This window comes from Agrobacterium sp. NPDC090273, assembly GCF_044772305.1.
In the GTDB taxonomy this organism is placed as follows: domain Bacteria; phylum Pseudomonadota; class Alphaproteobacteria; order Rhizobiales; family Rhizobiaceae; genus Agrobacterium.
The window spans coordinates 1-25952 of the sequence record NZ_JBIVYN010000001.1 but is presented as its reverse complement, the minus strand read 5'-3'; the positions used below and the strand labels follow the sequence as shown (position 1 = coordinate 25952).

Sequence of the window (25952 nt, the reverse complement as noted above, 5' to 3'; positions counted from 1 at the left end):
GGATTGATGGTCCGGTACGCAACTAAACGTCCGGAAGCTGTACAGAAATTTTGGAACCAGAACGGTTTCGTTCCATTTTTAAAGACAGCATTAACGTTGAAGCTTTTATTCTGTTCTTGAATTTGCAGCATTGAGAGGCGAGCCATGGCGAAGCCGAATTTCCGTTTCACCCACTACGATCTGAAAGAATTGCGCGCTGGTACGATCATCGAAATCTCGTTGACGGCCATCAACAATGTGCGCCTGATGACGGGTGCGAATTTTCAGCGTTTCACCGAACTGCTGGATTTCAAATATCTCGGTGGTGTCGCCAAGAAATCGCCAATCCGCATCACCATACCTGAAACGATGCATTGGCACCTGGTGATCGATGCCGAGGGGCACAGCGGCCTGGCGGAATCCTCCGTGAAGATGTTGCCGGCCCAGGCGGCAGCCATGCCGCAGCGCAAGGCGTCCTGACGGCCCGCCTGACGCTTGAGGAACAAACCACGCATCTGAAAAAGAACCTGAAAACAGCAAGATACGGGCATTTACGGAATCATTCTGCAAAGCAGGTGATTCATTTTATGAGGAACGGCGCTTAACGCTGTCCTCTTTCTCGCCGCAGCTTCGCCCACCAGTCCAGCCGCTTGCGAATGTCACGTTCGAAACCCCGGTCCGGCGGATCATAAAAGGTGGTCCGCCCCATCTTTTCGGGGAAGTAATCCTGGCCGGAAAACGCATCGGGCTCATCGTGATCGTAACGATAGCCGTCTCCGTAGCCTTCACCCTTCATCAGCTTGGTCGGCGCATTCAGAATATGCTTGGGCGGCACCAGCGATCCATTCTCCTTGGCTGCCCGCATTGCCGATTTGAAGGCTGTGTAGACAGCATTCGACTTCGGTGCGGTCGCCAGATAAATGCAGGCCTGCGCCAGCGCCAGTTCGCCTTCAGGAGACCCCAGATAATCGTAGGCATCTTTGGCCGCATTGCAGATCACCAGCGCCTGCGGATCGGCGAGACCGATATCCTCAACCGCCATCCGCACGAGCCGGCGGCCGATGTAAAGCGGGTCCTCCCCGGCATCGAACATACGGCAGAGATAATAAAGCGAGGCATCGGGGTCTGAGCCGCGCACGGACTTATGCAGCGCCGAGATCAGATTGTAATGGCCATCCTGGCTCTTGTCGTAAACCGGAGCACGGCGCTGTACGATACGCGTCAATCCCTCGGTGTCGAAAACTTCATCCTTGCGGGCGGCACGCCAGACTTCCTCAGCCAGCGTCAACACCGCACGGCCATCGCCATCCGCCATGCGGATGAGACTGGCGCGCGCATCGTCGCTCAGTGGCAAGGGCCTTGCCTCAGCCTGCTCCGCGCGCTTCAACAACTCGGCAAGGCTGTCCTCATCGTGCGAGTGGAAGGTCAGTACCCGCGCCCGCGACAAGAGAGCCGCGTTGAGTTCGAAGGATGGGTTCTCGGTGGTGGCGCCGACAAGAATGATGGTGCCATCCTCCATGACCGGAAGAAAGCTATCCTGCTGCGCACGGTTGAAACGATGGATCTCGTCAACGAACAGCAGAGTCTGACGGCCATTCATGCGCCGCGTACGGGCCGATTCAAAGACTTTCTTGAGGTCTGCGACACCGGAGAAGATTGCCGATATCTGTTCGAAAGCGAGGCCCGCTTCACCGGAGAGCAGCCGGGCAACGGTTGTTTTTCCCGTTCCCGGCGGACCCCAGAAGATCATCGAGCCAAGCGACCCGCTGTCAATCATGCGGCGCAATGCGCCCTCTTCGCCCGTCAGATGCGATTGGCCGGTGACTTCAGCCAAGGTCTTCGGACGCAGGCGGTCGGCAAGAGGTCGCCTGTTGGCAACCTCTGTCGGAACCTGCGGCGCGAAGAGGTCATCGCTCATCGAAGGAACTGCCGGATGCGTTGACCGTCGCGCATGATTTCCACTCGCCAGAAACCGGGATTGTCATCCAGCACCTTCTCGACGGCCGCTGTCGAAGAGACATCCTCTCCGTTCAGCGACAGCAGAATGTCCTTCGGCTGGAAACCGACGCGGTAAGCCGGTGAGCCGCGTTTGACGTCGACAATAACAACACCGTTCACCTGCGAGGGCATGCGCAGCTCATCCGCCAGTTTCGGCGAAAGGTTTGCGACAGTGGCGCCGGCAAAGGGATTGCGACCTTCAATCAGGCGCTCGTCGCGCGGTGCCGTTTCAGGCGCGGAATCAAGCGCAATGGTAACCTTTCGGGCCTGCCCCTTGTCCATGACGGTCAACTCGGCAGATTTGCCGATACCCGCCGTCGTCAGGCGGTAGCCCAGCGCGTCTGGATGCTCTACCTCAATACCGTTGACGGCCGTGATGACCTGTCCCGGCTCGACGCCAGCCTTCTCGGCAGGACCGCCCTTCACGACGCTGACAACCAGCGCGCCTCTGGCACGATCAAGGCCAAGCGCCTCTGCGACATCGGATGTGACGGGATCGAAGGTCGCGCCGATATAGGGACGTTGGAAGCTGGCATCGCCCTTTTCCGCAGCGGCAATGAACACCCGGACCAGATTGGCCGGAATGGCAAACCCGATACCGTTGGAACCGCCACCTTTGGAGAAGATCGCCGTGTTGATGCCGATCAGCTCACCGTTCATGTTCATCAATGCGCCACCCGAGTTGCCGGGATTGATGGAGGCATCGGTCTGGATAAAGAAACCGAAATCGCCCTGAACCACCTGATTGCGCGCCAGCGCCGAAACGATACCGCTGGTCACCGTCTGGCCGACACCAAAGGGGTTACCGATGGCAAGCACGAGATCGCCGACTTCGACTGCATCCGAATTGCCGAGCGGCAACATTGGGAATTGTTCCTTGGCGTCGATCTGCAGCACGGCAAGGTCAAGCCGGTCGTCTTTCAGCAGGACCTTGGACGCAAACTCCCGACCATCGGCAAGGGCGACCTTGATATCGTCGGCGCCGTCGATCACGTGGTTGTTCGTCACCACAAGACCACCGGCCGTAAGAATAACGCCGGAACCGAGCGATGATTGTTTTTCCGTGCGGTTCGGCAATTGCTGACCGAAGAACTGCTCAAAGAACGGATCGCCAGCGAACGGCGAAAGTCGGCGCTGCACGGCACGCTCGGCATAGACGTTGACCACGGCTCCGGCAGTGCGCTTGACAAGCGGCGCGAAGGACAACTGCATTTCCGTGTGACTGGTCGGTACAGTCTTGTTGTCTTGTGCACCCGCCGCGCCTGGCAGGAAAAGAAGGGCAGCGACAAGGCCGCTGGACAGACATTTCAACATGCTCGGCATGTGATTCCTCATCTTCATCAGTATGATAAAGTTATAACCAGCCAGCCTATAAATGAAAGCACGGCAAGATGATGGCTGGCGCTTTCAAGAATGGGCGGATGGAACAAACCGCGGCCTTCGGGCTTTTCAAACCCTGACAATGTTCAGGGATACAGACAGCATGACGTTCAAAACCGGTTTCTTTGCCCTTTCCATCGCTGCGGTAACGATCATCACCGCCGCACCAGCCCACGCCGCCAGTTTCGACTGTGAAAAGCAGGGTCTGGCGGCCGACGAAAAGGCGATCTGCGACAATCGTGTTCTCAACGATCTCGACGTCAAGATGGTAACGACCTTCGACATTCTCACGCAGCTTATGGCGATGGGCGCGCGCGACACGCTACGCGACGAACAAAGCCAGTGGCTGAAGAGACGCCAGGAATGCGGTGCGGATGCCACCTGCCTGACCGGCGCCTATCACGAGCGGATGAAGAAACTCAACGAAGCCTTTGAAAGCATTTCCCGCCCCCTATAAGTCAGGCTGCTAAGTCAGGCTGCGCGAATGATCTCCCCCATCAGCCCATGCAACTGGTCGCGGTAACCGGTTCTGGCGGAGGGGGCATCCTCACGCGACGTCATCACCACCGAAAGCTTTTTAGCGGGCACGATGTAGAGCATCTGCCCGCCATAACCCCAGGCGTAATAAACCTGCTCTCCCGCCATCTCCTTGATGAACCAGCAGTAACCGTAACCGTCGCCATTGAACACGGAATTGGTCCGTTGCTGCCATGACTGGTCGATCCAGGCCTGCGGCAGCAATCGCTCACCATCAGGCGTTACGCCGCCGCGCCGATAAAGCTCGCCAAAGGCCAGCAGCGACCGCGCCGTCATGGCCATCTGGTTGCCACCGAGATAGATGCCCTGCGGATCGCGTTCCCACGCGCCGATCGAAAAACCTTTCAATGGACGAAACCACTCGCGTGCCAAGGCCAATGTCGAGCGGCCCGACGCCTTGGTGAGAATGGCCGAAAGCAGGTGAGTGGAACCGGTCGAGTAAAGCATGCCACCGCCCGGCTCGCCCGCGAAACCGGAGCCGAGGGCCGTCCGCACCCAATCCCGGCTGGACACCCATCGACCGTAATTCGGCCCTGACATGCGCTCCAGACCGGACTGCATGGAAAGCAGATTGCCAATGGTAACCCTTTCCAGCCTCGGATCGGGATTGGTTGGAAAACTGCTCCGCAACACCGTTGCAATCGGCTGCTCCACGCCATCAAGAACCTTTTTGTCGATCGCCATGCCAACCAGAGCAGAGACGATGGATTTCGACGCGGACTTGATGTTGGTGGAGCCGTTGAGCGCCGCACCGTGATAGGCGCGGCTCGCGGTCTCGTTGCCATCAACGCTAACGATCACAGTCTTGAGTCTGGAAAGCGCATCCGCATTCCTCAAGGCAGGCTCGAAACGATCATTTCCCCCGCCGGTCTGGGCGCGGGCGATGGAAGCAAAGGGCAAGGTGCCGAGAATGGCGAGCGCTGTTCGTCTTTTCATAATGGCAAGATAGGAACGGGTTGAATTCGGAAAAGGTATGTTCGGCGCACATCACTCCAACGTGACCGATAGAATTCTTCTGGTTTCGAATGCTTATTGAATATGTTCAAAGACTTGGATCGATTTTCGGAATCACATCCCCAAAGACTTGAATCGCTTTCTGAACTGCAGTCTTCAACAAAAAAGCCGCCCCTGAGGGCGGCTTTCGTATTGGCTTCAAGCGAACGCTCTATCACTCGGCGTCGGGCAGAATGCGAACGGCACCCTTGTCAGCGCTGACAGCAAAGGCAGCATAGGCCTTGAGCGCCGTCGTAACGTTACGCTTGCGCGGTGCGGCCGGCTTCCAGCCAAGCTGGTCCTGCTCGGCGCGGCGCGACGCGAGTTCTGCATCCGCGACCTTGAGGTTGATCGTACGGTTGGGGATATCGATTTCAATCGTATCACCCTGGCGCACGAGACCGATAGCGCCGCCCTGCCCGGCTTCTGGCGAAGCGTGACCAATGGAAAGACCAGAGGTACCGCCCGAGAAGCGACCGTCAGTGATGAGCGCGCAGGCTTTGCCGAGGCCCTTGGACTTGAGGTAGCTGGTCGGATAGAGCATTTCCTGCATGCCCGGGCCGCCCTTTGGTCCTTCATAGCGAATGACCACGACGTCACCTGCCTTGACCTCGTTGCCGAGAATGCCCTTCACGGCCGCATCCTGGCTTTCATAGACAACCGCCGGGCCGGTGAATTTCAGGATCGACTCGTCCACACCGGCAGTCTTCACGATGCAGCCATCAAGCGCGATGTTGCCGTAAAGCACGGCCAGACCGCCGTCCTTGGAGAAAGGCTTTTCGACAGAGCGGATAACGCCGTTTTCGCTGTCTGTGTCGAGATCATCCCAACGCGACGACTGGCTGAAGGCAACCTGCGTCGGCACGCCACCCGGAGCCGCCTTGAAGAACTGGCGCACGGTTTCGCTGTTGGTACGGGTAATATCCCAACGATCGATGGCGTCGCCAAGCGTCGCTTCATGCACGGTGTAGGTATCGCGGTTGATAAGACCGCCGCGATCCAGTTCGCCGAGAATACGCATGATACCGCCGGCACGATGAACGTCTTCCATGTGCACGTCCTGCTTGGCGGGCGCGACCTTGGAGAGGCAAGGTACCTTGCGCGACAGGCGGTCGATGTCTTCCATGCCGAAATCGACGCCGCCTTCGTAAGCAGCCGCGAGAATGTGCAGAACCGTGTTGGTGGAACCGCCCATGGCGATATCGAGCGACATGGCGTTTTCGAACGCGGCCTTCGAGGCGATGGTGCGCGGCAGAACGGTCTCGTCGTCCTGCTCGTAATAACGGCGTGCCAGATCAACGATCAGATGACCGGCTTCAACGAACAGACGCTTGCGATCCGAGTGAGTGGCGAGCGTCGAGCCATTACCGGGCAAAGACAGGCCCAGTGCCTCGGTCAGACAGTTCATCGAGTTGGCCGTGAACATACCGGAGCACGAACCGCAGGTCGGGCAAGCGGAACGCTCGATGACCTGAACGTCTTCGTCGGAAACCTTGTCGTCGGCAGCAGCAACCATGGCATCGACCAGATCGAGCGCGACCGTTTTGCCGTGAAGCACGACCTTGCCCGCTTCCATCGGACCGCCGGATACGAAGACCGCCGGGATGTTGAGGCGCATCGCGGCATTCAGCATGCCGGGGGTGATCTTGTCGCAGTTGGAAATGCAGACCATCGCGTCGGCGCAGTGGGCATTGACCATGTATTCAACGGAATCCGCGATGATTTCGCGTGAAGGCAGCGAATAGAGCATGCCATCGTGACCCATGGCGATACCGTCATCAACCGCGATCGTGTTGAATTCCTTGGCGACACCACCAGCGGCTTCGATTTCGCGCGCCACGAGCTGGCCAAGATCCTTCAGGTGAACGTGGCCCGGCACGAACTGCGTGAACGAATTGACCACCGCAATGATCGGCTTGCCGAAATCGCCGTCCTTCATGCCGGTCGCGCGCCAAAGGCCGCGGGCGCCGGCCATGTTGCGGCCGTGAGTTGTCGTTCTGGAGCGATAAACTGGCATGGTGTTTTCCTCGATCTGTTGGCGAAGGGATAACACCGCTCAGCGCGGCACCTTCCCTTCCCGTTTTGCCGTTTTTCTAGCGCAAACCACAGGCCCTGTCACTGTCACCTTCCGGCAAAACAGTACGGTTCGGTACGGTACGCACTGAGATCATCACGCAATCTCGACAGATCACATCACAAATCCGCGATTTTTACGGTCTTCATACAGTTTTTATAACACGTATTGAAACATCTCTGTGCAACAGCCGTATTCATTATCATAATCGATTTGTCGCCGTTACGCCCGGCTTTTGTGGAGGTTCACATGCCCGCCTATCGTCCCCCTCGCATCGCAGCCAGCGAGATCACGCCCAAGGGCATCTATCTCTCGCGGCGTTCCTTTCTGGGGACTGCGGCCGGGCTGGCAGCTATCGGGTTGGCCGGCCGCGAAGCAATCGCAGCCCCACTTGCCGCGAAACCCGGCGCCTACAAACTCGACGAGAAGCTGACGCCCCTCGACGCCGTGACGAGCTACAACAATTTCTATGAATTCGGCGTCGGAAAATCAGATCCGAAGGAATATTCAGGCGACTTTAAACCGACCCCCTGGACGGTAAAGGTCGACGGCCTCGTCGGAAAACCACAGGAGTTTGGGATCGAAGATCTCCTGAAATATCAACTCGAAGAACGCACCTACCGCATGCGCTGCGTTGAAGGCTGGTCTATGGCGATCCCGTGGATCGGATTTCCGCTTGCGACACTTCTCGACAAGGTCGAACCGTTGGGCAGCGCCAAATATGTGGCTTTCGAAACCATTGTCAGGTCCGACGAAATGCCTGGACAGCACGGTCTCTTCCAGCCGCTGAAATGGCCTTATGTCGAGGGTCTGCGGCTTGATGAGGCCCGTCATCCGCTGACCATTCTGGCGCTCGGTCTTTATGGTGAAACCCTGCCGAACCAGAACGGCGCGCCGGTCCGGCTCGTTGTTCCCTGGAAGTACGGGTTCAAGGGCATCAAGTCCATCGTGCGCATCTCTCTGGTCGAACAGCAGCCGGAAACGACCTGGAAGAACTCCAACGCGCGGGAATACGGTTTCTATTCGAACGTCAATCCGAACGTCGATCATCCCCGCTGGAGCCAGGCGACGGAACAACGCATTGGTGAAGGTGGCTTCTTTGGCGTGGAGAACCGCCCGACCCTGATGTTCAATGGTTATGAAGAGGTCGCAAACCTCTACACCGGCCTGGACCTCAAGGCGAATTACTGACCATGGCTTTTGCTCTTACCCTTCCCTCCCTGCCGAAGCGCTATCAGCCGGCGGCGATCTGGGCACTTTACGTTGTCGGTCTGGCACCGGGCGTATGGTATTTCTATCTCGCGGCGACGGGTGGCCTGGGGTTCAATCCTGTAAAGGATTTTGAACACCTTCTCGGCATCTGGGCACTGCGCTTTCTCTGTCTGGGATTGATGGTCACGCCGATGCGCGACCTTTTTAACATCAACCTCATCGCATACAGGCGCGCGCTGGGTCTTATTGCCTTTTATTACGTGCTGGCGCATTTCACCGTCTACCTGGTGCTCGATCGCGGCCTGATCCTCAGCTCGATCGCCGGTGACATCCTGAAGCGACCCTACATCATGCTTGGCATGGCAGGCCTCCTGATGCTGATCCCGTTGGCACTGACATCAAACCGCTGGTCGATCCGCACCCTTGGCGGCCGCTGGAACACCCTGCACAAACTCGCCTACCCGATCCTGCTGGCAGGCGTTCTCCACTTCGTGCTGGCGCGAAAGTCAATGACGCTAGAACCGGTGTTTTACATCAGCATCATGGTCATCCTGCTGGGCTACCGGCTGGTGCGGCCGACGCTCATGGCCCGCAGGCGGGCCGCTAAAAGCGCGACGACAGCCAGAACCGTCTCGCGATAAACCCCGCCAGTAAGATGCCAACGAGATAACAGGCGATATTCCACAACGAAAAAACGCGGCCGAGCAGCAAAGCGCCGGCCGTTGTCGCTCGAAACGCATCAAGCGCCGGGAAATGGACGAGCCTTATAAGTTCAACCAGTATCGCCACTGCACACGCCAATGGCGCAGCCAGCGATCGCCTCTCCGACCCCATGAACATTGCCATCAGAAAATAGACCATCGATCCCCAGAGGACCGAGCCTCCATACTTCACGACCATGAACGGCAATCCGATGGTATAGCCGTAGCGACGCAGCGCCAGCCCGGCAAAAATCACCAGGACAGTGGCGAACAGGAACCCCACACGGGTGCCATAAAATCGGTGTGAATCGGCGATCATAAATATCTCTTTACGACCGGTTGCCGTAGACAGGCAACATTGCCGCACATTGAGGATCAACGGGTTTTGACGAGCGATACCACCTATCCCACAAGCCGCCTCGCCCTGATCGACAGGTTTCTGTGCGATATCCAGCCCTGGGGCGAATTGCACGGCTTAAAGCGCTTCGCGGTCGAATTTCTGTATTTCGGCATCAAGGAGGCCCGTGCCTGCATGTTTGCCGGACTGTTTTTCCTGTCGATCTTCCTGGTTCCACGCACTGGTCTCTTCGCACTGCCGCGTTATGACGTACTGCTTGTTATCGCGCTCGCAATCCAGTTTTTCATGATCTGGAGCAAGCTGGAGACGCTCGACGAAGCCAAGGCGATCCTTCTGTTCCACATCGTTGGTTTTGCCCTGGAGGTGTTCAAGACGTCCGGCACCATCCAATCATGGTCCTATCCGGACTTCGCCTATACCAAGGTTTTTGGCGTGCCGCTGTTTTCCGGTTTCATGTATGCAGCGGTCGGCAGTTACATCATTCAGGCGTGGCGGCTGCTCGATGTCCGTATCCGCCACCATCCTCCGCACTGGATGGCAACGCTGATCGGCGTTGCGATTTACGCCAATTTCTTCACGCATCACTTTATCGGCGACTATCGCTGGTATATCGCCGCCTGCGCCATCGGCCTCTACGCCCGCGCTACAGTCATCTACCGCCCCTATGACCGCGACCGCAAAATGCCTTTGCTGCTGTCATTCGTGCTCATCGGCTTTTTTGTCTGGCTCGCGGAAAACATCTCCACCTTCTTCGGGATCTGGAAGTACCCCGATCAGATTGGTGCCTGGTCCATCGTCCATATCGGCAAGTGGAGTTCCTGGTCGCTGCTGGTCATCATGACTTTCACGATCGTGGCCCATCTCAAACATATCAAGAGCCGCATCTACGTTCCCGAATGACGTGAACCGTCCCGGCGAAGATGAACCTGAAGGAGGGCTGTCGTTCCATTTCGACGCGGCCTCCTTCAGCACCTGTCGATCCACGCAACCGATCCCCTCACCCGGATAACGTCAAACACAAAAAAGCCGGGTGATCGCTCACCCGGCTTTTTATCAAATGACACCGCAAGGATGTCAGAACTTACGCAGCTTCAGCAGCAGCAGCTTCAGCAGCAACGCGAGCCTTGTCGGCTGCGCCCTTGGCGTCTACGTCACGCTCAACGAATTCAACAACTGCCAGAGCAGCGTTGTCGCCCTGGCGGAAGCCAGCCTTCATGATACGCAGGTAGCCGCCGTTGCGGTTTGCGTAACGAGCTGCGATCGCGTCGAACAGCTTGCGAACAGCGTCCTGATCCTTGATCTGCGAGATCGCCTGACGACGAGCGTGCAGGTCGCCGCGCTTGCCGAGGGTCACGAGCTTCTCAACGATCGGACGAATTTCCTTCGCCTTCGGAAGCGTGGTTACGATCTGCTCATGGGTGATGAGCGAAGCAGCCATGTTGGCAAACATTGCCTTGCGGTGGCTGGCGGTTCTATTGAGCTTGCGGCCTGAATTTCCGTGGCGCATTGCTATTCTCCTTTAATGCAGGGTTCCCTTTGGGATCTGCCGTTTCCTGGCACATGCAGGTGACTTACCTGCTGTTTGACGGGGAAAGGCAGTCTTTACGGTCCTGCCTTGTCTTTTGTTAGTACTGGTCTTCGTAACGCTTCGCGAGATCTTCGATGTTCTCTGGCGGCCATGCCGGCACTTCCATGCCGAGGTGCAGACCCATGGAAGCGAGAACTTCCTTGATTTCGTTGAGCGACTTGCGACCGAAGTTCGGAGTGCGAAGCATTTCGGCCTCGGTCTTCTGAATCAGGTCGCCGATGTAGACGATGTTGTCATTCTTCAGGCAGTTAGCCGAACGAACAGACAGTTCGAGCTCGTCGACCTTCTTGAGAAGCGCCGGGTTGAACGCGAGTTCGGTAACCGATTCTTCTTCTGCTTCCTTCTGCGGCTCGTCGAAGTTGACGAAGACGCCCAGCTGGTCCTGAAGGATACGAGCGGCGAAGGCTACGGCGTCTTCGCCGGAAACCGAACCGTTGGTCTCGATCGTCATGATCAGCTTGTCATAGTCGAGAACCTGGCCTTCACGGGTGTTTTCCACCTTGTAGGACACTTTCTTGACCGGAGAATAGAGGCTGTCCACCGGAATGAGGCCGATAGGGGCATCTTCCGCGCGGTTGCGCTCTGCCGGCACGTAGCCTTTGCCGTTGTTGACGGTGAATTCCATGCGGATTTCAGCGCCATCGTCCAGCGTGCAGATTACGTGGTCGGGATTGAGGATTTCGATGTCGCCAACCGTCTGGATATCGCCAGCGGTAACAGCACCAGGACCCTGCTTACGCACGACCATGCGCTTGGAATCGTCGCCATCCATCTTGATAGCGATTTCCTTGATGTTGAGCACGATGTCCGTCACATCTTCCCGTACACCGGGAATAGAGGAGAACTCGTGCAGAACACCGTCGATCTGCACGGCGGTTACAGCAGCGCCGCGCAGGGAGGACAACAGAACGCGACGAAGCGCGTTGCCGAGCGTCAGGCCGAAACCACGCTCCAGCGGCTCAGCAACGAGCGTTGCCTTCGTGCGGCTGGACGAGGTGAACTCGACCTTGTTCGGCTTGATAAGTTCCTGCCAGTTCTTCTGAATCATCTTTAAACCTTCCGTTCGCCGCCACCATCCAATCGTGACGGACCGAGCATGAAAACATCGAGAGGAACCTATGCCGGTTCATCGATGGGTTCTTGAGCGCAAGTCCGCCGATCGAAATCAGCGCGCACACGCCAGATACACGAAAATTCCGCCAGACCTGAAGGAAAGGCGGAATTTCCGAACCACGGTCGCGTCAGACGCGGCGCTTCTTGCGCGGACGGCAACCGTTGTGCGGGATCGGCGTCACGTCGCGAATGGAAGTAATCATGAAACCGGCAGCCTGCAGAGCGCGAAGCGCAGATTCACGACCCGAACCCGGACCGCAAACTTCAACTTCAAGCGACTTCATGCCGTGTTCCTGAGCCTTCTTCGCGCAATCTTCAGCAGCGATCTGGGCAGCGAACGGGGTCGACTTACGCGAACCCTTAAAGCCCTTGGCACCAGCAGACGACCAGGCAATAGCGTTGCCCTGTGCGTCGGTGATGGTGATCATCGTGTTGTTGAAGGTCGAGTTGACGTGCGCAACGCCAGACGTGATGTTTTTGCGTTCGCGACGACGGACGCGTGTGGCTTCCTTGGCCATGGTATACCTTTCGTTGATCTCTTCACCGCCGTAACACCAGCGGCTACACCGGCAATCCGCCCGAAAACGGGCTTTTCGCCAAACTCAGAAAGGCTGGCGCGGACTGCACCAGCCTCCCCTTTCCGGAAAACCGGAAAATTACTTCTTCTTACCAGCGATCGCCTTCGCCGGACCCTTGCGGGTGCGGGCGTTGGTGTGCGTGCGCTGACCGCGGACCGGCAGGCCACGACGGTGACGCAGACCACGGTAGCAACCGAGGTCCATCAGACGCTTGATGTTCATCGAGGTCTCGCGACGCAGGTCACCTTCGACCTGGTAGTCACGGTCGATGGCTTCACGGATCTGAAGAACTTCAGCATCCGTAAGCTGATGAACGCGCTTGTCAGCCGGAAGGCCAACCTTGTCCATGATTTCCTGCGCGAATTTCGGACCAATCCCGTGAATGTAGGTCAGCGCAATAACAACGCGCTTCGCAGTCGGGATATTGACGCCAGCGATACGTGCCACGTCTGTTCTCCTTGGTTCCAGTTGCCATCCGGCAAGTGGTGATTCCATTTGAGCGGCACGAAAGACCGCCAGTTCAAAATTGGTGTCCGCGACAAGTCAAAACGACCGTACCCGGATATCCCGTCCCTTCGGGAAATCCGCGCCAGTCGCTTGGGTTGTCGCGAGTTGGCGCGGTGTTTAACGGAATCAGCGCAAAAAAGCAACCAGCTCCGCCAAGATTCTTTTTTCGATCCATAGAATCGACCAGCCTGTCAGGCCGATGCTTTCTCGAGGGCACCCTCGATCGCGCGTGTTACGGCATCGACATCAGCCATGCCATCGAGCGTCACGAGCTGACCTTGCTCGCTATAGTACTGAGACAGCGGCGCTGTCTTCTCGCGATACTCGGTCAACCGCTTGCGGAAAGATTCCGGATTGTCATCCGAACGGACGGTGCCGCCGGCTGCAATGGTCTCTGCCACACGGTTTTCGATTCGGCGAATCAACGCCTCCTCATCAACCTTCAATTCGATAACCGCATCGAGAACGAGGTTGTTGTCGCGCATGTTGTCCGCCAGCGCCTTGGCCTGCGGGACCGTGCGCGGATAGCCGTCGAGAATAAATCCCTTCGTACAGTCCGCACCCACGATGCGCTCAGAAACGATTTGATTGACGATATCGTCAGAAACCAGCCCGCCCGCGTCCATGACGGCCTTGGCGCGTTTGCCGATCTCTGTGCCTGCGCTGACAGCAGCACGAAGCATGTCACCGGTAGAAAGCTGCGGAATCCCATACTTGTCGGTCAAGCGCTTTGCCTGGGTTCCTTTGCCCGCACCCGGCGGACCCAAAAATATCAGTCTCATCGTCCCCTCTTTCCTCCACGCAACTTCGATTTCTTGATCAACCCCTCATATTGCTGGGCGATCAGGTGTCCCTGAATCTGCGCAACGGTATCTAGCGTTACACTGACTACGATCAAAAGCGAAGTACCACCAAGGGCTAATGGAATACCCGTACGAGCGATAAGTGTCTCAGGAAGGATACACACGAAGACCAGATAAATCGCACCGATCAAGGTGATACGCGTCAGAACGTAATCGATGTACTCCGCGGTGCGTTCGCCAGGGCGAATACCGGGAATGAAGCCGCCATGCTTCTTCAGGTTATCGGCAGTATCCTTCGGATTGAAGACGATAGCCGTGTAGAAGAAGGCGAAGAAGGCGATCAGCAGGCCGTAGAGCGCCATGAACAGCGGCTGGCCATGCTGAAGTGCGGCAATGATGGATGTCGCCCATGTCGGCAGGCTGGTATTACCGGCAAAACCTGCGGCGGTTGCCGGCAGAAGCAGCAGAGACGACGCAAAGATCGCTGGAATGACGCCCGCGGTATTGAGCTTCAGCGGCAGGTGCGACGTATCGCCCTGGAACAGGCGGTTGCCGACCTGTCGTTTTGGATACTGGATCAACAAGCGGCGCTGCGCACGCTCGACAAAAACGATCAGGGCAATAACGAGAATCGCGACGACCACGACGAGCAGGATCAGCGTTGTGGACAACGCACCCGTACGACCGAGTTCGAGCGTACCGGCCAGAGCCGTCGGCAGACCGGCTGCAATACCGGCGAAGATGATCAGCGAAATACCGTTGCCGATACCGCGCGAGGTGATCTGCTCACCGAGCCACATCAGGAACATCGTGCCGCCGAGCAGCGTGATGACCGTCGAGACACGGAAGAACCAGCCCGGATCGATCACGAGACCGTTGCCGCTCTCGAGACCAACGGCAATACCGTAAGCCTGAAGAGTACCGAGCAGAACCGTACCATAACGGGTGTACTGGTTGATGATCTTGCGTCCGGCTTCGCCTTCCTTCTTCAACGCTTCGAGCGAGGGCACGACAGATGTCATGAGCTGCACGATGATCGAAGCGGAGATGTAAGGCATGATGCCGAGGGCGAAAATCGCCATACGCTCGACAGCGCCGCCCGCAAACATGTTGAAAAGACCGAGAATACCGTTGGCCTGGCCGCGGAAGGCCTGTGCATAGGCTTCTGGGTTCAAACCCGGAAGCGGGATATGGGTGCCGAGACGGTAGACGAGAAGTGCGGCAAGTGTAAACCAGAGACGCTTTTTCAGATCCTCCGCCTTAGCGAAGGTCGAAAAATTCAGGTTCGAAGCCAGTTGTTCCGCTGCTGAAGCCATAAATTTCTCCGAAGGACCTCTGCCTACCGGCGACAACCGGCACATGCGGAAAGGTCTAAAAGATACTGGTCAAAAACCGGGCTTCGGACGAACGCGGCTTTCCGCCGCCATCATGCCTCACCCTGTTTTCGTGTGTCTATCCCCTCCCCTGCGGGAGATCAAGACCGTGAGGCTCTCATATAGGAGCGCAAACGCCCGGAGTGAAACACACCGGGCGCCTGAAAGTCGAAATATTATTCGGCTGCTTCTGCTGCAACAACGAGAAGCTTGATGGAACCGCCAGCCTTTTCGATCTTTTCGATCGCAGGTTTGGAAGCGCCAGCAACTTCGAAGGCAACCTTTGCCTTCAGTTCGCCGTCAGCGAGAATGCGAACGCCGTCCTTCGGACGACGGATAACGCCAGCGGCTTTGAGAGCTGCTGCGTCGATCGTCGCGGAAGCGTCGAGCTTCTTGGCGTCGATAGCCGTCTGGATACGACCGAGCGAAACAACAGCATATTCGGAACCGAAAATGTTGTTGAAGCCGCGCTTCGGCAGACGACGGTAGATAGGCATCTGACCGCCTTCGAAGCCGTTGATGGCAACGCCCGAACGAGCCTTCTGACCCTTTACACCGCGACCACCGGTCTTGCCCTTGCCAGAACCAATACCGCGACCTACGCGGATACGGTCCTTGGAGGAGCCTTCGTTGTCTCTGATTTCATTGAGTTTCATGATAGGTTACTCCGTCTCACTTCTCGTCAACGACGCGAACGAGATGCTGGACCGCACGGATCATGCCACGAACCGCCGGAGTATCTTCCAGGGTACGCTGACGGTGCATCTTGTTGAGACCCAGACCGACCAGCGTCTGACGCTGGATTGCCGGGCGGCGGATTGGGCTGCCGATCTGTTCGACCGTAACAGTCTTCTTGGCTTCAGTAGTCTTCTTGGCCATGATCCAGCTCCTTATTCTTCAGAAGCGTTGCCGGAAGCGGCACGACGAGCCTGCAGCGTTGCATACTTTAGACCGCGCTGTGCAGCGATGTCCTTAGGATGAACCTGGTGCTTCAGAGCGTCGAACGTAGCGCGAACCATGTTGTACGGGTTCGAAGAACCGGTCGACTTGGCAACAACGTCATGAACGCCGAGCGTTTCGAAAACTGCGCGCATCGGACCACCGGCGATGATACCGGTACCGGCCTTGGCGGAGCGAAGCAGAACCTTGCCAGCGCCGTGACGACCGTTAACGTCGTGATGCAGCGTACGGCCATCGCGCAGCGGTACGAAGATCAGATCGCGCTTTGCGCTTTCAGTTGCCTTGCGGATTGCTTCCGGAACTTCACGAGCCTTGCCGTGACCGAAACCAACGCGGCCCTTCTGGTCGCCAACGACGACGAGAGCAGCGAAACCGAAGCGACGGCCGCCCTTAACAACTTTTGCAACGCGGTTGATCGCGACCAGCTTGTCGACGAATTCGCTATCACGCTCTTCGCGGTTCTGGCGATCGTCGCGCGAACCTCTTTTATCCTGTGCCATTGTCCTTGTCCTTTTTCTTTTGCGGGTAGAACGGCAAACGAGAGAAGGACCACCGGTCTCATTGCTGAAACCTGCATGGTCCGGTGAAAATCCGCCCGGCAGAACCGGACGGATAAAAGATTAGAAGCTCAGACCGCCTTCGCGGGCAGCTTCTGCCAGGGCCTTAACGCGGCCGTGGTAGATGAACGCGCCACGGTCGAATACAACCTCTTTGACGCCGGCCTTTGCCGCACGCTCTGCAACGAGCTTGCCGACTACCGCTGCTGCTGCAACGTCTGCACCGGTCTTCAGCGAACCGCGCAGATCAGCTTCGAGCGTGGAGGCAGACGCAAGCGTCTTGCCGGCAACGTCATCGATGACCTGAGCATAGATGTTCTTCGACGAGCGATGAACCGACAGGCGCGGGCGGCCATTGGCAACCGCCTTAAGCTGGCGGCGCACACGGCTCGCGCGACGTGCAAGTGCTTCTTTCCTGCTAGCCATTTCGCGTGATCCTTACTTCTTCTTGCCTTCTTTGCGGACAATACGCTCTTCAGCGTACTTGACGCCCTTGCCCTTGTAGGGCTCGGGGCCACGGTATTCGCGGATTTCCGCGGCAACCTGTCCGACCTGCTGCTTGTTGATACCGGAAATGATGATTTCCGTCGGCTTCGGCACGGCAATCGTGATGCCCTGCGGCGGCTCGTAAACAACGTCGTGGCTGAAGCCGAGTGCGAGCTGCAGGTTCTTGCCCTGCATCGCGGCACGGTAACCAACGCCGTTGATTTCGAGCTTGCGCTCGTAGCCATCCTTAACACCCTTGAAGATGTTCTCGATCATCGTGCGGGACATGCCCCACTTCGAACGAGCTTCCTTCGTGGTGTTTGCCGGCGTTACCGAAACGCCGTTATCTTCGAGCTTGAGCTGGATGTCGTCGTTTGCGACGAAAAACAGTTCACCCTTCGGGCCCTTTGCGGTGACCTTCTGGCCATCAACATTGGCCGTCACACCCGCGGGAACCGGAACGGGCTTTTTACCGATACGAGACATGTTTCAATCCTGTCTGTTCGCTATGGAGATCCTTGCGCGGTCTTAGAAGACCGAGCAAAGAACCTCGCCACCAACGTTCTGTTCGCGAGCCTGGTGATCGGCCATCACGCCTTTCGGAGTCGAAAGGATGGTGATGCCGAGGCCGTTCGCGACCTGCGGAATGGACTTAACCGAGACATAAACTCGGCGGCCCGGCTTGGAAACGCGGCCGATCTCACGGATCACGGACGCGCCTTCGTAGTACTTCAGTTCGATGTTGAATTCGGACTTGCCGTTTTCGAAATCGACCTTGGAATAACCGCGAATGTAGCCTTCAGACTGCAGCACATCGAGAACGCGTGCGCGGAGGCTGGAGGCAGGAGTGCTTACCGAAGACTTACGGCGAGCAGCACCATTGCGGATGCGGGTGAGCATATCACCCAAAGGATCAGTCATGGTCATGTGCCCGTCTCCTTACCAGCTCGACTTGACAACGCCAGGCACCTTGCCCGAGTTGCCCAGCTCACGAAGCGCAATACGCGACATCTTGAGCTTGCGATAGAACGCGCGCGGACGGCCCGTTACTTCGCAGCGGTTGCGGATACGCGTCTTCGAGCCGTCACGCGGCAGCGAAGCGAGCTTCAGGGTGGCCTGGAACCGCTCTTCGATCGGAAGGGACTGGTTCATGACAATAGCCTTGAGGGCGGCGCGCTTGCCGGCCTGGGAGGCAACTGTCTTGCGGCGGCGCTTGTTCTTTTCAACTGCGCTTGTTTTCGCCATATCGGAGTTCCTTTTCTACGCTCGTCGTTACGGTTAGTGACGGAACGGGAAGTTGAACTCTGTCAGAAGAGCCCGTGCTTCGTCGTCCGAAGTCGCCGTCGTGCAAACGATGATGTCCATGCCCCACATCTGATCAACCTTATCGTAGTTGATCTCAGGGAACACAATGTGCTCCTTGATGCCCATGGCGAAGTTGCCACGGCCGTCAAAGCTCTTCGGGTTCAAGCCCCGGAAGTCGCGAACGCGCGGCAGCGCGATGTTGACCAGACGATCAAGGAATTCGTACATGCGCGCGCCACGAAGGGTAACCTTCGCACCGATCGGCATGCCTTCGCGAACCTTGAAGCCCGCGATGGAGTTGCGAGCGCGGGTAACAACCGGCTTCTGACCAGCGATAGCGGCCAGATCAGCAGCAGCAACCGTAGGCTTCTTGGAGTCAGCAGTTGCTTCACCAACGCCCATGTTGATGACGATCTTGTCGATCTTCGGGATCATCATAACGTTAGCGTAGGAGAACTTCTCCTGCATGGCGCCACGGATACGCGAAACGTATTCCGCCTTGAGACGCGGTTCGTACTTGGTCTCAGCCATCGATGACTTCTCCCGAACGCTTGGCCACACGGACCTTCTTGCCTTCTACAACCTTGAAGCCAACGCGAGTCGGCTTGCCATCCTTATCGGCAATGGCAATGTTGGAGATGTGCAAGGATGCTTCCTTGTTGATGATGCCGGCTTCCTGGCTCTGGGTCTGGCGCTGGTGACGCTTCACCATATTAACGCCACTCACGACAGCCCGATCTTCCTTCGGCAAAACCTGGATTACTTCACCGGTGCGGCCCTTGTCCTTACCGGTCAATACGACAACCTTGTCGCCTTTACGAATTTTCTGCATCGCATTCGCTCCTTACAGTACTTCCGGAGCCAGCGAGATGATCTTCATGTGGTTCTTAGCGCGGAGTTCGCGCGGAACCGGTCCGAAGATACGCGTGCCGATCGGCTCTTTCTTGTTATCGATAAGAACTGCTGCGTTGTTATCGAAACGGATGACGCTGCCGTCAGCGCGGCGGATGTCCTTGGCGGTACGAACTACGACCGCCTTCATCACGTCGCCCTTCTTGACGCGGCCGCGCGGAATAGCTTCCTTGATGGAAACGACAATGATGTCGCCAACAGAAGCATACTTGCGCTTCGAGCCGCCCAGCACCTTGATGCACATGACACGACGTGCGCCGGAATTATCCGCCACGTCGAGGTTTGTTTGCATCTGAATCATGTCAGGTCGCCTTCTTGTTGTTACCGGAACGGTTGGGCAAACTCTTACGAGCAAGCCCCCTGCCCCAGCTTATGAATATCTGTTTGTTTGCGCGGAAAAGTCGTGACAGGGTGGTTTCCCGAAGGACCTTCCGTGCGCATCAAAGCAAAAGACGCCCGTGACACGAGCGTCCTTGCGGTGCTTCATACAGATTTTCGCGCCGAATACAAGTGAGTCGGCGCGATTCTGTTGAAATTAAGCGTGGGCAGATACAACCGTCCAGCGCTTGTCCTTGGAGATCGGTGCGCATTCCTCGATGGAAACGACATCGCCGACCTTGTACTGGTTGTTTTCGTCGTGCGCCTTGTACTTCTTCGAACGGCGAACGGTCTTCTGGAGCAGCGGATGAGCGAAACGACGCTCAACCCGGACCACTACGGTCTTCTCGTTCTTGTCGGAAACGACGACGCCTTGCAGGATGCGTTTGGGCATATTGTTCTTCCCTTAGGCCTTGGCTTCTGCCGCCTTCTGGCGGGCAATGGTTTTGACGCGGGCGATGTCCTTACGGACTTCGTTGATGCGCGAGGACTTTTCCAGCTGGCCGGTTGCCTTTTGGAAGCGCAGGTTGAACTGCTCCTTCTTCAGGTCAGCGAGCTTGTCCTTGAGCTGATCGGCGCTGAGGCCGCGAACGTCTTCGGCTTTCATGTGCCTTGCTCCTTACTCTGCGATGCGCTGTACGAAGCGCGTCTTCACCGAGAGCTTGGCAGCGCCGAGACGAAGCGCCTCGCGGGCGATCTCCTCGGACACACCGTCGATCTCGAACATCATACGACCGGGCTTGACCTTGCATGCCCAGTAATCGACCGAACCCTTGCCCTTACCCATACGAACTTCGGTCGGCTTAGCCGTAACCGGAACGTCAGGGAACACACGGATCCAAACACGACCTGCGCGCTTCATGTAACGCGTGATCGCGCGGCGGGCCGCTTCGATCTCGCGTGCATTCACGCGGTTCGGTTCCTGCGACTTCAAGCCGAATTCACCGAATGCCAGGTCAAAGCCGCCCTTAGCGACGCCTTTGATGCGTCCCTTGAACTGCTTGCGGTACTTAGTACGCTTTGGCTGCAACATTTTCTTACTTCTCCGAGCTTATCTTTCGCCAGCGTTTATCAAGCGTTTTCGCGACGACGATCGGAACGATCGCCACGCTCGCGGCTTGCCGGACCCTGGGCATCGCCTTCGAGCGCACGACGCTCGGAAGCCATCGGATCGTGCTCAAGGATTTCGCCCTTGAAGATCCAGACCTTGATGCCGCAGATACCGAATGCGGTTTCGGCTTCAGCCGTACCGTAGTCGATGTCCGCACGCAGCGTGTGGAGCGGAACGCGGCCTTCGCGGTACCATTCGGTACGAGCGATTTCGGCACCACCGAGACGACCACCGCAGGTGATCTTGATGCCTTCGGCGCCAAGACGCATTGCGGACTGAACAGCGCGCTTCATCGCACGGCGGAAAGCCACGCGGCGTTCGAGCTGCTGGGCGATCGACTGTGCAACGAGGGTTGCGTCGACTTCCGGCTTACGCACTTCAACGATGTTGAGGTGCGTTTCGGAGTTGGTCATCTCGGAAAGCTTCTTGCGAAGCTTTTCGATGTCTGCACCCTTCTTGCCGATGATCAGACCCGGACGAGCCGAGTGAATGGTCACGCGGCACTTCTTGTGCGGGCGCTCGATGACGACCTTGGCAATACCAGCCTGCTTGAGTTCCTTGACCAGGTAAGCCCGGATAGCAAGGTCTTCGTGCAGCAGTTTGCCGTATTCAGCGGTGTCAGCGTACCAGCGGCTGTCCCAGGTACGGTTGATGCCGAGGCGGAAGCCGATTGGATTGATTTTCTGACCCATTATGCGGCCTCCCCTTTTTCCTCGACTTCACGAACAACGATCGTGAGGTGAGAGAACGGCTTTTCAATGCGGGATGCACGACCACGGCCACGAGCGTGGAAACGCTTCATGGTGATGGACTTGCCAACATAAGCCTCGGCGACGACGAGAGCGTCGACGTCGAGATCATGGTTGTTTTCCGCATTGGCAATTGCAGATTCGAGCGTCTTCTTGACGGTGCCTGCAATGCGCTTGCGGGAGAATTCGAGCTCAGCGAGAGCGCGATCAACCTTCTTGCCACGGATAAGAGCGGCAACCAGGTTCAGTTTCTGGGGGCTGACGCGAAGCGTACGGGCAACGGCCTGAGCCTCGTTGTCCTTCAGCCGGCGTTCGGTCTTAGCCTTCGCCATGATTACTTCCTCTTTGCCTTCTTGTCCGCGCCGTGACCGTAATAGGTACGGGTCGGAGAGAATTCACCGAACTTGTGACCGACCATGTCTTCGTTGACAGAGACGGGCACATGCTTGCTGCCGTTGTATACGCCGAAAGTCAGACCGACGAACTGCGGCAGGATCGTGGAGCGACGGCTCCAGATCTTGATTACTTCGTTACGTCCGCCTTCGCGCACCTTCTCAGCTTTCTTGAGAAGATAGCCGTCAACAAACGGACCTTTCCATACTGAACGAGCCATTAGTGACTTCCTCTCTTACTTCTTACGCTGATGGCGCGAGCGCATGATGAACTTGTCGGTCGACTTGTTCGAACGGGTGCGCTTGCCCTTCGTGGGCTTACCCCACGGAGTCACCGGGTGGCGACCACCCGACGTGCGACCTTCACCACCACCGTGCGGGTGGTCGACCGGGTTCATGACGACGCCGCGAACATGCGGACGCTTGCCGCGCCAACGAGAACGACCGGCCTTGCCGTCGTTGATGTTGCCGTGATCGGCGTTCGAAACAGCACCGATCGATGCGAGGCAGGAGCCGTGCACCAGACGCTGTTCGCCAGAGTTGAGACGCAGGATCGCCATACCGGCGTCGCGACCAACGAGCTGAACGTACGTGCCGGCGGAGCGAGCGATCTGACCGCCCTTGCCTGGCTTCATCTCGACGTTGTGGATGATCGAACCAACCGGGATGTACTGAAGCGGCATGGTGTTGCCTGGCTTCACGTCCACTGCCTTGTCGGAGGCGATCACCTTGTCACCAGCAGCAAGACGCTGTGGCGCGAGAATGTAAGCCTGTTCGCCGTCTGCGTACGTAACCAGCGCGATGAACGCGGTGCGGTTAGGGTCGTATTCCAGACGTTCAACGGTGCCTTCAACGTCGAACTTGCGACGCTTGAAGTCTACCAGACGGTAGGTCCGCTTGTGACCGCCACCCTGGAACCGGACGGTGATCCGGCCCTGGTTGTTACGGCCACCCTTGGAGCTGAGGCCCTCGGTAAGAGCCTTTACCGGCTTGCCCTTGTAGAGCGAAGCGCGGTCCACGATAACCAGCTGGCGCTGGCTTGGCGTGGTCGGATTGAAACTTTTCAATGCCATTTTATTGTTCCCTTTTGGGTCTTTGCCCGCTTGGGCCTAACCTTTAGAGTCCGGTGGACACGTCGATGGATTGACCTTCGGCGAGCGTAACGACGGCTTTCTTGACGTCCTTAAGCTTACCGGCGAACCCACGGAAACGACGGGTCTTACCCTTGCGGATAAGCGTGTTCACAGCCGTGACTTTGACGCCGAAGAGAGCTTCAACAGCAGCCTTGATTTCAGGCTTAGAAGCGTCCTTGGCGACATTGAATACGACCTGGTTCTGTTCGGATACCAGCGTCGACTTTTCCGTGATCGAAGGAGATACGATCACATCGTAGTGGCGAAGATCCGTCATTTGAACCGCTCCTCCAGAGCCTCTACAGCAGCCTTGGAAAGCACCAGCTTGCCACGGCGCAGGATGTCGTAAACATTGATGCCCTGTACCGGCAGAACGTCCACATTCGGGATGTTCTGAGCTGCGAGCTTGAAGTTGCCATCAAGTTCTGCGCCGCCGATAACGAGAGCGTTGGTCAGGCCAAGCGTAGCGAAGCTGCCGAGCAGGGCCTTGGTCTTTGCTTCAGATGCAACGAGCTGATCGATGATGATCAGTTCTTCTGCCTTCAGCTTTGCAGACAGGGCGTGACGCAGAGCAAGCGCACGAACCTTCTTCGGAAGGTCATGAGCGTGGCTACGAACGACCGGGCCGTGGGCCTTGCCGCCGCCGCGGAACTGCGGAGCGCGAGCCGAATGGTGACGAGCGCGGCCCGTACCCTTCTGCTTGTACATCTTCGCACCCGTGCGGGAAACTTCTGCACGGGTCTTGGACTTGTGGGTTCCCTGCTGCTTCTTAGCAAGCTGCCAGCGAACCATACGGGCCAGAATGTCCTGGCGTGGGTCGAGGCCGAAAATCTCGTCCGACAGGGAAACCTTGCCGGCGTCTTTTCCCTCGAGGGTTTTGACGTTCAATTCCATTGATAAGGCTCCCTTACTTCGCAGCCGACTTGACGGCGTCGCGGACGATGATCCAGGAACCCTTGGAACCGGGAACTGCACCCTTTACGAGGATGAGACCACGGTCTTCGTCGGTGGAAACGACTTCGAGGTTCTGGGTCGTAACGCGCGTCTGGCCCATGTGACCAGCCATGCGCTTGCCCTTCCAGACGCGGCCCGGATCCTGGTTGGAACCGGTCGAACCGTGTGCACGGTGCGAGATCGAGTTACCGTGCGAAGCGCGGCCACCACCGAAGTTGTGGCGCTTCATCGCACCGGCGAAACCCTTACCGATCGTCGTACCAGTGACGTCGACCAGCTGGCCGGCCTGAAAATGATTTGCGGTCAGTGATGCACCGATGTCGATCAGGTTCTCGGGGGAAACCCGGAACTCGACGAGCTTTGCTTTCGGCTCAACGTTGGCAGCAGCGAAATGGCCGCGAAGCGCCTTCGTTGTATTTTTGACCTTGGACTGGCCTGCACCGAGCTGAACTGCGGTATAGCCATTCTTGTCTTCCGTGCGCTGGGCAACGACTTGTACGTTATCCAGACGCAGAACTGTTACGGGAATATGCTCACCAGCGTCGTTATAGACGCGGGTCATTCCCACTTTCTGTGCAATCACACCTGAACGCATTGGTTCATCCTCTTGCGAGCCTTGAAGGGAAAACCCTCTCTGGCCTTTGTTAAGGAGTTCCCTTCGACATCTCACGACGTTTCCGGTCTCCGGTTTGGAAGCCGTTGGATTGCTCCACGTACCTTCCTTGTTATTTCGGCCCTCACTCGAGTGAGGTCAGGCCGGGTCTTAGAGCTTGATTTCCACGTCAACGCCAGCAGCGAGGTCGAGCTTCATCAAAGCATCAACAGTCTGCGGGGTGGGGTCAACGATATCGAGAAGACGCTTGTGCGTCCGCATTTCGAACTGTTCACGGCTCTTCTTATCAACGTGAGGAGAGCGGTTGACGGTAAACTTTTCGATGCGGGTTGGGAGCGGAACCGGGCCGCGAACGCTGGCGCCGGTGCGCTTTGCGGTCGACACGATTTCACGGGTAGAGGCATCGAGGATCCGGTGATCGAACGCCTTGAGGCGGATACGGATATTCTGGCCGTTCATTCGTCTTGTCCTTGTTCTTTGTTATTCGTTTCTGCACGCAGAAACACATGAACTTCTATTAATCGTGGCGCCGCAGATTTTCAAAAATCGAGAGGACTGCCCCAGGGGCCAGCCAATCATTTCGGTAGTCTGTATTGCTAAAATCACCGCGCTTCGCAATCGCTTGCGAATCCAGCGGTGAGTGTGAGTGCGCGTTTACGCGCTTTCACCGAATTTTTCAAGCACTAAAAGTGCTACGCCGTCACGCTTTTTACCAAAAGCCCGACGGCGGTGCTTATCGCACCGCCGTCGGCCAGTATTTTCAGATCGAGAAATTACTCGATGATCGAGGCAACGATGCCTGCGCCGACGGTACGGCCGCCTTCGCGGATAGCGAAGCGCAGCTTTTCTTCCATCGCGATCGGAACGATCAGCTCGACTTCAACCGTGACGTTGTCGCCAGGCATAACCATTTCCGTGCCTTCTGGAAGCGAAACGATACCGGTAACGTCAGTCGTACGGAAGTAGAACTGCGGACGGTAGTTCGTGAAGAACGGCGTATGACGGCCGCCTTCTTCCTTCGTCAGGATGTAGGCTTCAGCCATGAACTTCTTGTGCGGCTTGACAGAGCCCGGCTTGCACAGGATCTGACCACGCTCAACGCCATCACGCTGTACGCCGCGAACCAGTGCACCGATGTTGTCGCCAGCCTGGCCCTGATCGAGCAGCTTGCGGAACATTTCAACGCCGGTAACAGTCGTCTTCGACGT

At 57.3% G+C, this 25952-nt stretch carries 38 protein-coding genes; 5 read left to right on the top strand and 33 right to left on the bottom strand.

Going from position 1 to position 25952, the window contains the following annotated elements; genetic code table 11:
- Nucleotides 1–144 precede the first annotated feature (144 nt).
- The gene (locus tag ACIQT8_RS00190; protein ID WP_138790855.1) at nt 145–459 is read left to right on the top strand and encodes a DUF1883 domain-containing protein; all 315 of its coding nucleotides are present in this window, start codon (nt 145–147) and stop codon (nt 457–459) included.
- A gap of 121 nt (nt 460–580) precedes the next feature.
- On the opposite strand, the gene ACIQT8_RS00185 is transcribed toward ACIQT8_RS00190, so the two are convergent.
- Nucleotides 581–1897 carry a replication-associated recombination protein A gene (locus tag ACIQT8_RS00185; RefSeq protein ID WP_138790856.1) on the bottom strand — a complete coding sequence of 439 codons (1317 nt, stop codon included), beginning with the start codon at nt 1895–1897 and terminating at the stop codon, nt 581–583.
- A complete protein-coding gene (locus tag ACIQT8_RS00180; protein ID WP_138790857.1) occupies nt 1894–3300 on the bottom strand; it encodes a DegQ family serine endoprotease in 1407 nt (468 codons plus the stop codon). The genes ACIQT8_RS00185 and ACIQT8_RS00180 overlap by 4 nt, the downstream gene beginning before the upstream one ends.
- 160 nt (nt 3301–3460) lie before the next feature.
- Here ACIQT8_RS00180 and ACIQT8_RS00175 point away from each other — a divergent pair, with 160 nt between their 5' ends.
- Nucleotides 3461–3814 carry a lysozyme inhibitor LprI family protein gene (locus tag ACIQT8_RS00175; RefSeq protein ID WP_400962137.1) on the top strand — a complete coding sequence of 118 codons (354 nt, stop codon included), beginning with the start codon at nt 3461–3463 and terminating at the stop codon, nt 3812–3814.
- A 14-nt stretch (nt 3815–3828) separates the two neighbouring features.
- On the opposite strand, the gene ACIQT8_RS00170 is transcribed toward ACIQT8_RS00175, so the two are convergent.
- On the bottom strand, nt 3829–4830 hold the full coding sequence (locus ACIQT8_RS00170; RefSeq protein WP_400962134.1) for a serine hydrolase domain-containing protein: 1002 nt from the start codon (nt 4828–4830) through the stop codon (nt 3829–3831).
- 232 nt (nt 4831–5062) lie between these two features.
- A complete protein-coding gene (gene ilvD, locus ACIQT8_RS00165) occupies nt 5063–6904 on the bottom strand; it encodes a dihydroxy-acid dehydratase (RefSeq protein ID WP_400962131.1) in 1842 nt (613 codons plus the stop codon).
- A 306-nt stretch (nt 6905–7210) separates the two neighbouring features.
- Between ilvD and msrP the strand changes: the two genes are divergently transcribed.
- Together msrP and msrQ are read left to right on the top strand one after the other, a co-directional pair.
- Nucleotides 7211–8152: a protein-methionine-sulfoxide reductase catalytic subunit MsrP gene (gene msrP, locus ACIQT8_RS00160; protein ID WP_400962128.1), complete on the top strand. Its 942-nt coding sequence runs from the start codon at nt 7211–7213 to the stop codon at nt 8150–8152.
- Nucleotides 8153–8154: 2 nt separating this feature from the next.
- On the top strand, nt 8155–8814 hold the full coding sequence (gene msrQ / locus ACIQT8_RS00155; protein WP_400962125.1) for a protein-methionine-sulfoxide reductase heme-binding subunit MsrQ: 660 nt from the start codon (nt 8155–8157) through the stop codon (nt 8812–8814).
- On the opposite strand, the gene ACIQT8_RS00150 is transcribed toward msrQ, so the two are convergent.
- Entirely contained in the window at nt 8777–9193 is a 417-nt protein-coding gene (locus ACIQT8_RS00150) for a DUF2809 domain-containing protein (protein WP_400962122.1), read from the bottom strand. The two genes, msrQ and ACIQT8_RS00150, sit on opposite strands and share 38 nt — an antisense overlap.
- A gap of 66 nt (nt 9194–9259) precedes the next feature.
- Between ACIQT8_RS00150 and ACIQT8_RS00145 the strand changes: the two genes are divergently transcribed.
- Nucleotides 9260–10132 (top strand): DUF817 domain-containing protein, encoded by an 873-nt coding sequence (locus tag ACIQT8_RS00145; RefSeq protein ID WP_400962119.1) that lies wholly within the window; start codon nt 9260–9262, stop codon nt 10130–10132.
- Nucleotides 10133–10313: 181 nt separating this feature from the next.
- Here ACIQT8_RS00145 and rplQ read toward each other — a convergent pair whose 3' ends face one another.
- From rplQ to ACIQT8_RS00005, 28 genes are all read right to left on the bottom strand, one after another.
- Nucleotides 10314–10739 carry a 50S ribosomal protein L17 gene (rplQ, locus tag ACIQT8_RS00140; protein WP_004442575.1) on the bottom strand — a complete coding sequence of 142 codons (426 nt, stop codon included), beginning with the start codon at nt 10737–10739 and terminating at the stop codon, nt 10314–10316.
- A gap of 118 nt (nt 10740–10857) precedes the next feature.
- A complete protein-coding gene (locus ACIQT8_RS00135) occupies nt 10858–11868 on the bottom strand; it encodes a DNA-directed RNA polymerase subunit alpha (RefSeq protein WP_003495228.1) in 1011 nt (336 codons plus the stop codon).
- Between the two features lie 193 nt (nt 11869–12061).
- Nucleotides 12062–12451, bottom strand: coding sequence for a 30S ribosomal protein S11 (gene rpsK, locus ACIQT8_RS00130; RefSeq protein ID WP_007766864.1), 390 nt, complete (start codon nt 12449–12451; stop codon nt 12062–12064).
- 138 nt (nt 12452–12589) lie between these two features.
- Nucleotides 12590–12958 (bottom strand): 30S ribosomal protein S13, encoded by a 369-nt coding sequence (rpsM, locus tag ACIQT8_RS00125; protein WP_003516122.1) that lies wholly within the window; start codon nt 12956–12958, stop codon nt 12590–12592.
- Nucleotides 12959–13209: 251 nt separating this feature from the next.
- Complete coding sequence (locus ACIQT8_RS00120; RefSeq protein ID WP_138790864.1) at nt 13210–13800, bottom strand: adenylate kinase; 591 nt, start codon at nt 13798–13800, stop codon at nt 13210–13212.
- On the bottom strand, nt 13797–15137 hold the full coding sequence (gene secY / locus ACIQT8_RS00115) for a preprotein translocase subunit SecY (protein WP_400962113.1): 1341 nt from the start codon (nt 15135–15137) through the stop codon (nt 13797–13799). The genes ACIQT8_RS00120 and secY overlap by 4 nt, the downstream gene beginning before the upstream one ends.
- 233 nt (nt 15138–15370) lie before the next feature.
- Nucleotides 15371–15850 (bottom strand): 50S ribosomal protein L15, encoded by a 480-nt coding sequence (gene rplO, locus ACIQT8_RS00110; RefSeq protein ID WP_138790866.1) that lies wholly within the window; start codon nt 15848–15850, stop codon nt 15371–15373.
- A gap of 16 nt (nt 15851–15866) precedes the next feature.
- Complete coding sequence (gene rpmD, locus ACIQT8_RS00105) at nt 15867–16073, bottom strand: 50S ribosomal protein L30 (RefSeq protein ID WP_003495212.1); 207 nt, start codon at nt 16071–16073, stop codon at nt 15867–15869.
- 11 nt (nt 16074–16084) lie between these two features.
- Nucleotides 16085–16654 (bottom strand): 30S ribosomal protein S5, encoded by a 570-nt coding sequence (gene rpsE, locus ACIQT8_RS00100; protein ID WP_138790867.1) that lies wholly within the window; start codon nt 16652–16654, stop codon nt 16085–16087.
- A 120-nt stretch (nt 16655–16774) separates the two neighbouring features.
- Nucleotides 16775–17137: a 50S ribosomal protein L18 gene (gene rplR / locus ACIQT8_RS00095; protein ID WP_138790868.1), complete on the bottom strand. Its 363-nt coding sequence runs from the start codon at nt 17135–17137 to the stop codon at nt 16775–16777.
- A gap of 12 nt (nt 17138–17149) precedes the next feature.
- Complete coding sequence (rplF, locus tag ACIQT8_RS00090; RefSeq protein ID WP_138790869.1) at nt 17150–17683, bottom strand: 50S ribosomal protein L6; 534 nt, start codon at nt 17681–17683, stop codon at nt 17150–17152.
- Nucleotides 17684–17725: 42 nt separating this feature from the next.
- The gene (gene rpsH / locus ACIQT8_RS00085; RefSeq protein ID WP_138790870.1) at nt 17726–18124 is read right to left on the bottom strand and encodes a 30S ribosomal protein S8; all 399 of its coding nucleotides are present in this window, start codon (nt 18122–18124) and stop codon (nt 17726–17728) included.
- Between the two features lie 12 nt (nt 18125–18136).
- Complete coding sequence (gene rpsN / locus ACIQT8_RS00080; protein WP_138790871.1) at nt 18137–18442, bottom strand: 30S ribosomal protein S14; 306 nt, start codon at nt 18440–18442, stop codon at nt 18137–18139.
- 33 nt (nt 18443–18475) lie between these two features.
- A complete protein-coding gene (gene rplE, locus ACIQT8_RS00075; RefSeq protein WP_138790872.1) occupies nt 18476–19033 on the bottom strand; it encodes a 50S ribosomal protein L5 in 558 nt (185 codons plus the stop codon).
- Nucleotides 19026–19334, bottom strand: coding sequence for a 50S ribosomal protein L24 (gene rplX / locus ACIQT8_RS00070; RefSeq protein ID WP_138790873.1), 309 nt, complete (start codon nt 19332–19334; stop codon nt 19026–19028). Before rplX ends, rplE begins: the two co-directional genes overlap by 8 nt.
- Before the next feature lie 12 nt (nt 19335–19346).
- The gene (rplN, locus tag ACIQT8_RS00065) at nt 19347–19715 is read right to left on the bottom strand and encodes a 50S ribosomal protein L14 (RefSeq protein ID WP_003495199.1); all 369 of its coding nucleotides are present in this window, start codon (nt 19713–19715) and stop codon (nt 19347–19349) included.
- A 234-nt stretch (nt 19716–19949) separates the two neighbouring features.
- Complete coding sequence (gene rpsQ / locus ACIQT8_RS00060) at nt 19950–20186, bottom strand: 30S ribosomal protein S17 (RefSeq protein ID WP_045017083.1); 237 nt, start codon at nt 20184–20186, stop codon at nt 19950–19952.
- 12 nt (nt 20187–20198) lie between these two features.
- Nucleotides 20199–20399 (bottom strand): 50S ribosomal protein L29, encoded by a 201-nt coding sequence (gene rpmC / locus ACIQT8_RS00055; protein ID WP_138790874.1) that lies wholly within the window; start codon nt 20397–20399, stop codon nt 20199–20201.
- Nucleotides 20400–20411: 12 nt separating this feature from the next.
- Entirely contained in the window at nt 20412–20825 is a 414-nt protein-coding gene (rplP, locus tag ACIQT8_RS00050; RefSeq protein WP_003495190.1) for a 50S ribosomal protein L16, read from the bottom strand.
- Nucleotides 20826–20863: 38 nt separating this feature from the next.
- Nucleotides 20864–21595 (bottom strand): 30S ribosomal protein S3, encoded by a 732-nt coding sequence (gene rpsC, locus ACIQT8_RS00045; RefSeq protein ID WP_262522817.1) that lies wholly within the window; start codon nt 21593–21595, stop codon nt 20864–20866.
- Nucleotides 21595–21984, bottom strand: coding sequence for a 50S ribosomal protein L22 (rplV, locus tag ACIQT8_RS00040; protein ID WP_065113658.1), 390 nt, complete (start codon nt 21982–21984; stop codon nt 21595–21597). Before rplV ends, rpsC begins: the two co-directional genes overlap by 1 nt.
- A gap of 2 nt (nt 21985–21986) precedes the next feature.
- Nucleotides 21987–22265, bottom strand: a complete 279-nt coding sequence (gene rpsS, locus ACIQT8_RS00035) for a 30S ribosomal protein S19 (RefSeq protein WP_075627127.1) — start codon at nt 22263–22265, stop codon at nt 21987–21989.
- Between the two features lie 15 nt (nt 22266–22280).
- A complete protein-coding gene (gene rplB, locus ACIQT8_RS00030; protein WP_138790876.1) occupies nt 22281–23117 on the bottom strand; it encodes a 50S ribosomal protein L2 in 837 nt (278 codons plus the stop codon).
- A gap of 43 nt (nt 23118–23160) precedes the next feature.
- Nucleotides 23161–23454 (bottom strand): 50S ribosomal protein L23, encoded by a 294-nt coding sequence (locus ACIQT8_RS00025; RefSeq protein ID WP_063948592.1) that lies wholly within the window; start codon nt 23452–23454, stop codon nt 23161–23163.
- Nucleotides 23451–24071 carry a 50S ribosomal protein L4 gene (gene rplD / locus ACIQT8_RS00020; RefSeq protein WP_138790877.1) on the bottom strand — a complete coding sequence of 207 codons (621 nt, stop codon included), beginning with the start codon at nt 24069–24071 and terminating at the stop codon, nt 23451–23453. The genes ACIQT8_RS00025 and rplD overlap by 4 nt, the downstream gene beginning before the upstream one ends.
- 13 nt (nt 24072–24084) lie before the next feature.
- Nucleotides 24085–24726: a 50S ribosomal protein L3 gene (gene rplC, locus ACIQT8_RS00015; RefSeq protein WP_138790878.1), complete on the bottom strand. Its 642-nt coding sequence runs from the start codon at nt 24724–24726 to the stop codon at nt 24085–24087.
- A 168-nt stretch (nt 24727–24894) separates the two neighbouring features.
- Nucleotides 24895–25203, bottom strand: a complete 309-nt coding sequence (gene rpsJ / locus ACIQT8_RS00010; RefSeq protein ID WP_003507767.1) for a 30S ribosomal protein S10 — start codon at nt 25201–25203, stop codon at nt 24895–24897.
- A gap of 314 nt (nt 25204–25517) precedes the next feature.
- A partial coding sequence (locus ACIQT8_RS00005) for an EF-Tu/IF-2/RF-3 family GTPase (protein ID WP_400962095.1) occupies nt 25518–25952 on the bottom strand: 435 nt, incomplete at its 5' end.

Bases quoted from the DNA above. Each gene is read 5' to 3' on its own strand.
- rplC (WP_138790878.1), bottom strand. From the start codon at position 24,726: ATGCGTTCAGGTGTGATTGCACAGAAAGTGGGAATGACCCGCGTCTAT.
- rpsJ (WP_003507767.1), bottom strand. From the start codon at position 25,203: ATGAACGGCCAGAATATCCGTATCCGCCTCAAGGCGTTCGATCACCGG.
- rpsC (WP_262522817.1), bottom strand. From the start codon at position 21,595: ATGGGTCAGAAAATCAATCCAATCGGCTTCCGCCTCGGCATCAACCGT.
- rplQ (WP_004442575.1), bottom strand. From the start codon at position 10,739: ATGCGCCACGGAAATTCAGGCCGCAAGCTCAATAGAACCGCCAGCCAC.
- rplP (WP_003495190.1), bottom strand. From the start codon at position 20,825: ATGTTGCAGCCAAAGCGTACTAAGTACCGCAAGCAGTTCAAGGGACGC.
- rplV (WP_065113658.1), bottom strand. From the start codon at position 21,984: ATGGCGAAGGCTAAGACCGAACGCCGGCTGAAGGACAACGAGGCTCAG.
- secY (WP_400962113.1), bottom strand. From the start codon at position 15,137: ATGGCTTCAGCAGCGGAACAACTGGCTTCGAACCTGAATTTTTCGACC.
- rplR (WP_138790868.1), bottom strand. From the start codon at position 17,137: ATGGCTAGCAGGAAAGAAGCACTTGCACGTCGCGCGAGCCGTGTGCGC.
- ilvD (WP_400962131.1), bottom strand. From the start codon at position 6,904: ATGCCAGTTTATCGCTCCAGAACGACAACTCACGGCCGCAACATGGCC.
- msrQ (WP_400962125.1), top strand. From the start codon at position 8,155: ATGGCTTTTGCTCTTACCCTTCCCTCCCTGCCGAAGCGCTATCAGCCG.
- ACIQT8_RS00150 (WP_400962122.1), bottom strand. From the start codon at position 9,193: ATGATCGCCGATTCACACCGATTTTATGGCACCCGTGTGGGGTTCCTG.
- rpsK (WP_007766864.1), bottom strand. From the start codon at position 12,451: ATGGCCAAGGAAGCCACACGCGTCCGTCGTCGCGAACGCAAAAACATC.
- msrP (WP_400962128.1), top strand. From the start codon at position 7,211: ATGCCCGCCTATCGTCCCCCTCGCATCGCAGCCAGCGAGATCACGCCC.
- rpmD (WP_003495212.1), bottom strand. From the start codon at position 16,073: ATGGCCAAGAAGACTACTGAAGCCAAGAAGACTGTTACGGTCGAACAG.
- ACIQT8_RS00170 (WP_400962134.1), bottom strand. From the start codon at position 4,830: ATGAAAAGACGAACAGCGCTCGCCATTCTCGGCACCTTGCCCTTTGCT.
- ACIQT8_RS00175 (WP_400962137.1), top strand. From the start codon at position 3,461: ATGACGTTCAAAACCGGTTTCTTTGCCCTTTCCATCGCTGCGGTAACG.
- rplB (WP_138790876.1), bottom strand. From the start codon at position 23,117: ATGGCATTGAAAAGTTTCAATCCGACCACGCCAAGCCAGCGCCAGCTG.
- rplO (WP_138790866.1), bottom strand. From the start codon at position 15,850: ATGAAACTCAATGAAATCAGAGACAACGAAGGCTCCTCCAAGGACCGT.
- ACIQT8_RS00185 (WP_138790856.1), bottom strand. From the start codon at position 1,897: ATGAGCGATGACCTCTTCGCGCCGCAGGTTCCGACAGAGGTTGCCAAC.
- ACIQT8_RS00180 (WP_138790857.1), bottom strand. From the start codon at position 3,300: ATGCCGAGCATGTTGAAATGTCTGTCCAGCGGCCTTGTCGCTGCCCTT.
- rpsH (WP_138790870.1), bottom strand. From the start codon at position 18,124: ATGACCATGACTGATCCTTTGGGTGATATGCTCACCCGCATCCGCAAT.
- rplN (WP_003495199.1), bottom strand. From the start codon at position 19,715: ATGATTCAGATGCAAACAAACCTCGACGTGGCGGATAATTCCGGCGCA.
- ACIQT8_RS00025 (WP_063948592.1), bottom strand. From the start codon at position 23,454: ATGACGGATCTTCGCCACTACGATGTGATCGTATCTCCTTCGATCACG.
- rplE (WP_138790872.1), bottom strand. From the start codon at position 19,033: ATGGCTGAGACCAAGTACGAACCGCGTCTCAAGGCGGAATACGTTTCG.
- rpsQ (WP_045017083.1), bottom strand. From the start codon at position 20,186: ATGCCCAAACGCATCCTGCAAGGCGTCGTCGTTTCCGACAAGAACGAG.
- rpmC (WP_138790874.1), bottom strand. From the start codon at position 20,399: ATGAAAGCCGAAGACGTTCGCGGCCTCAGCGCCGATCAGCTCAAGGAC.
- rpsN (WP_138790871.1), bottom strand. From the start codon at position 18,442: ATGGCGAAAACAAGCGCAGTTGAAAAGAACAAGCGCCGCCGCAAGACA.
- rplF (WP_138790869.1), bottom strand. From the start codon at position 17,683: ATGTCTCGTATCGGTAAAAAGCCCGTTCCGGTTCCCGCGGGTGTGACG.
- ACIQT8_RS00190 (WP_138790855.1), top strand. From the start codon at position 145: ATGGCGAAGCCGAATTTCCGTTTCACCCACTACGATCTGAAAGAATTG.
- ACIQT8_RS00120 (WP_138790864.1), bottom strand. From the start codon at position 13,800: ATGAGACTGATATTTTTGGGTCCGCCGGGTGCGGGCAAAGGAACCCAG.
- rplD (WP_138790877.1), bottom strand. From the start codon at position 24,071: ATGGAATTGAACGTCAAAACCCTCGAGGGAAAAGACGCCGGCAAGGTT.
- rpsS (WP_075627127.1), bottom strand. From the start codon at position 22,265: ATGGCTCGTTCAGTATGGAAAGGTCCGTTTGTTGACGGCTATCTTCTC.
- ACIQT8_RS00135 (WP_003495228.1), bottom strand. From the start codon at position 11,868: ATGATTCAGAAGAACTGGCAGGAACTTATCAAGCCGAACAAGGTCGAG.
- rpsE (WP_138790867.1), bottom strand. From the start codon at position 16,654: ATGGCACAGGATAAAAGAGGTTCGCGCGACGATCGCCAGAACCGCGAA.
- rplX (WP_138790873.1), bottom strand. From the start codon at position 19,334: ATGCAGAAAATTCGTAAAGGCGACAAGGTTGTCGTATTGACCGGTAAG.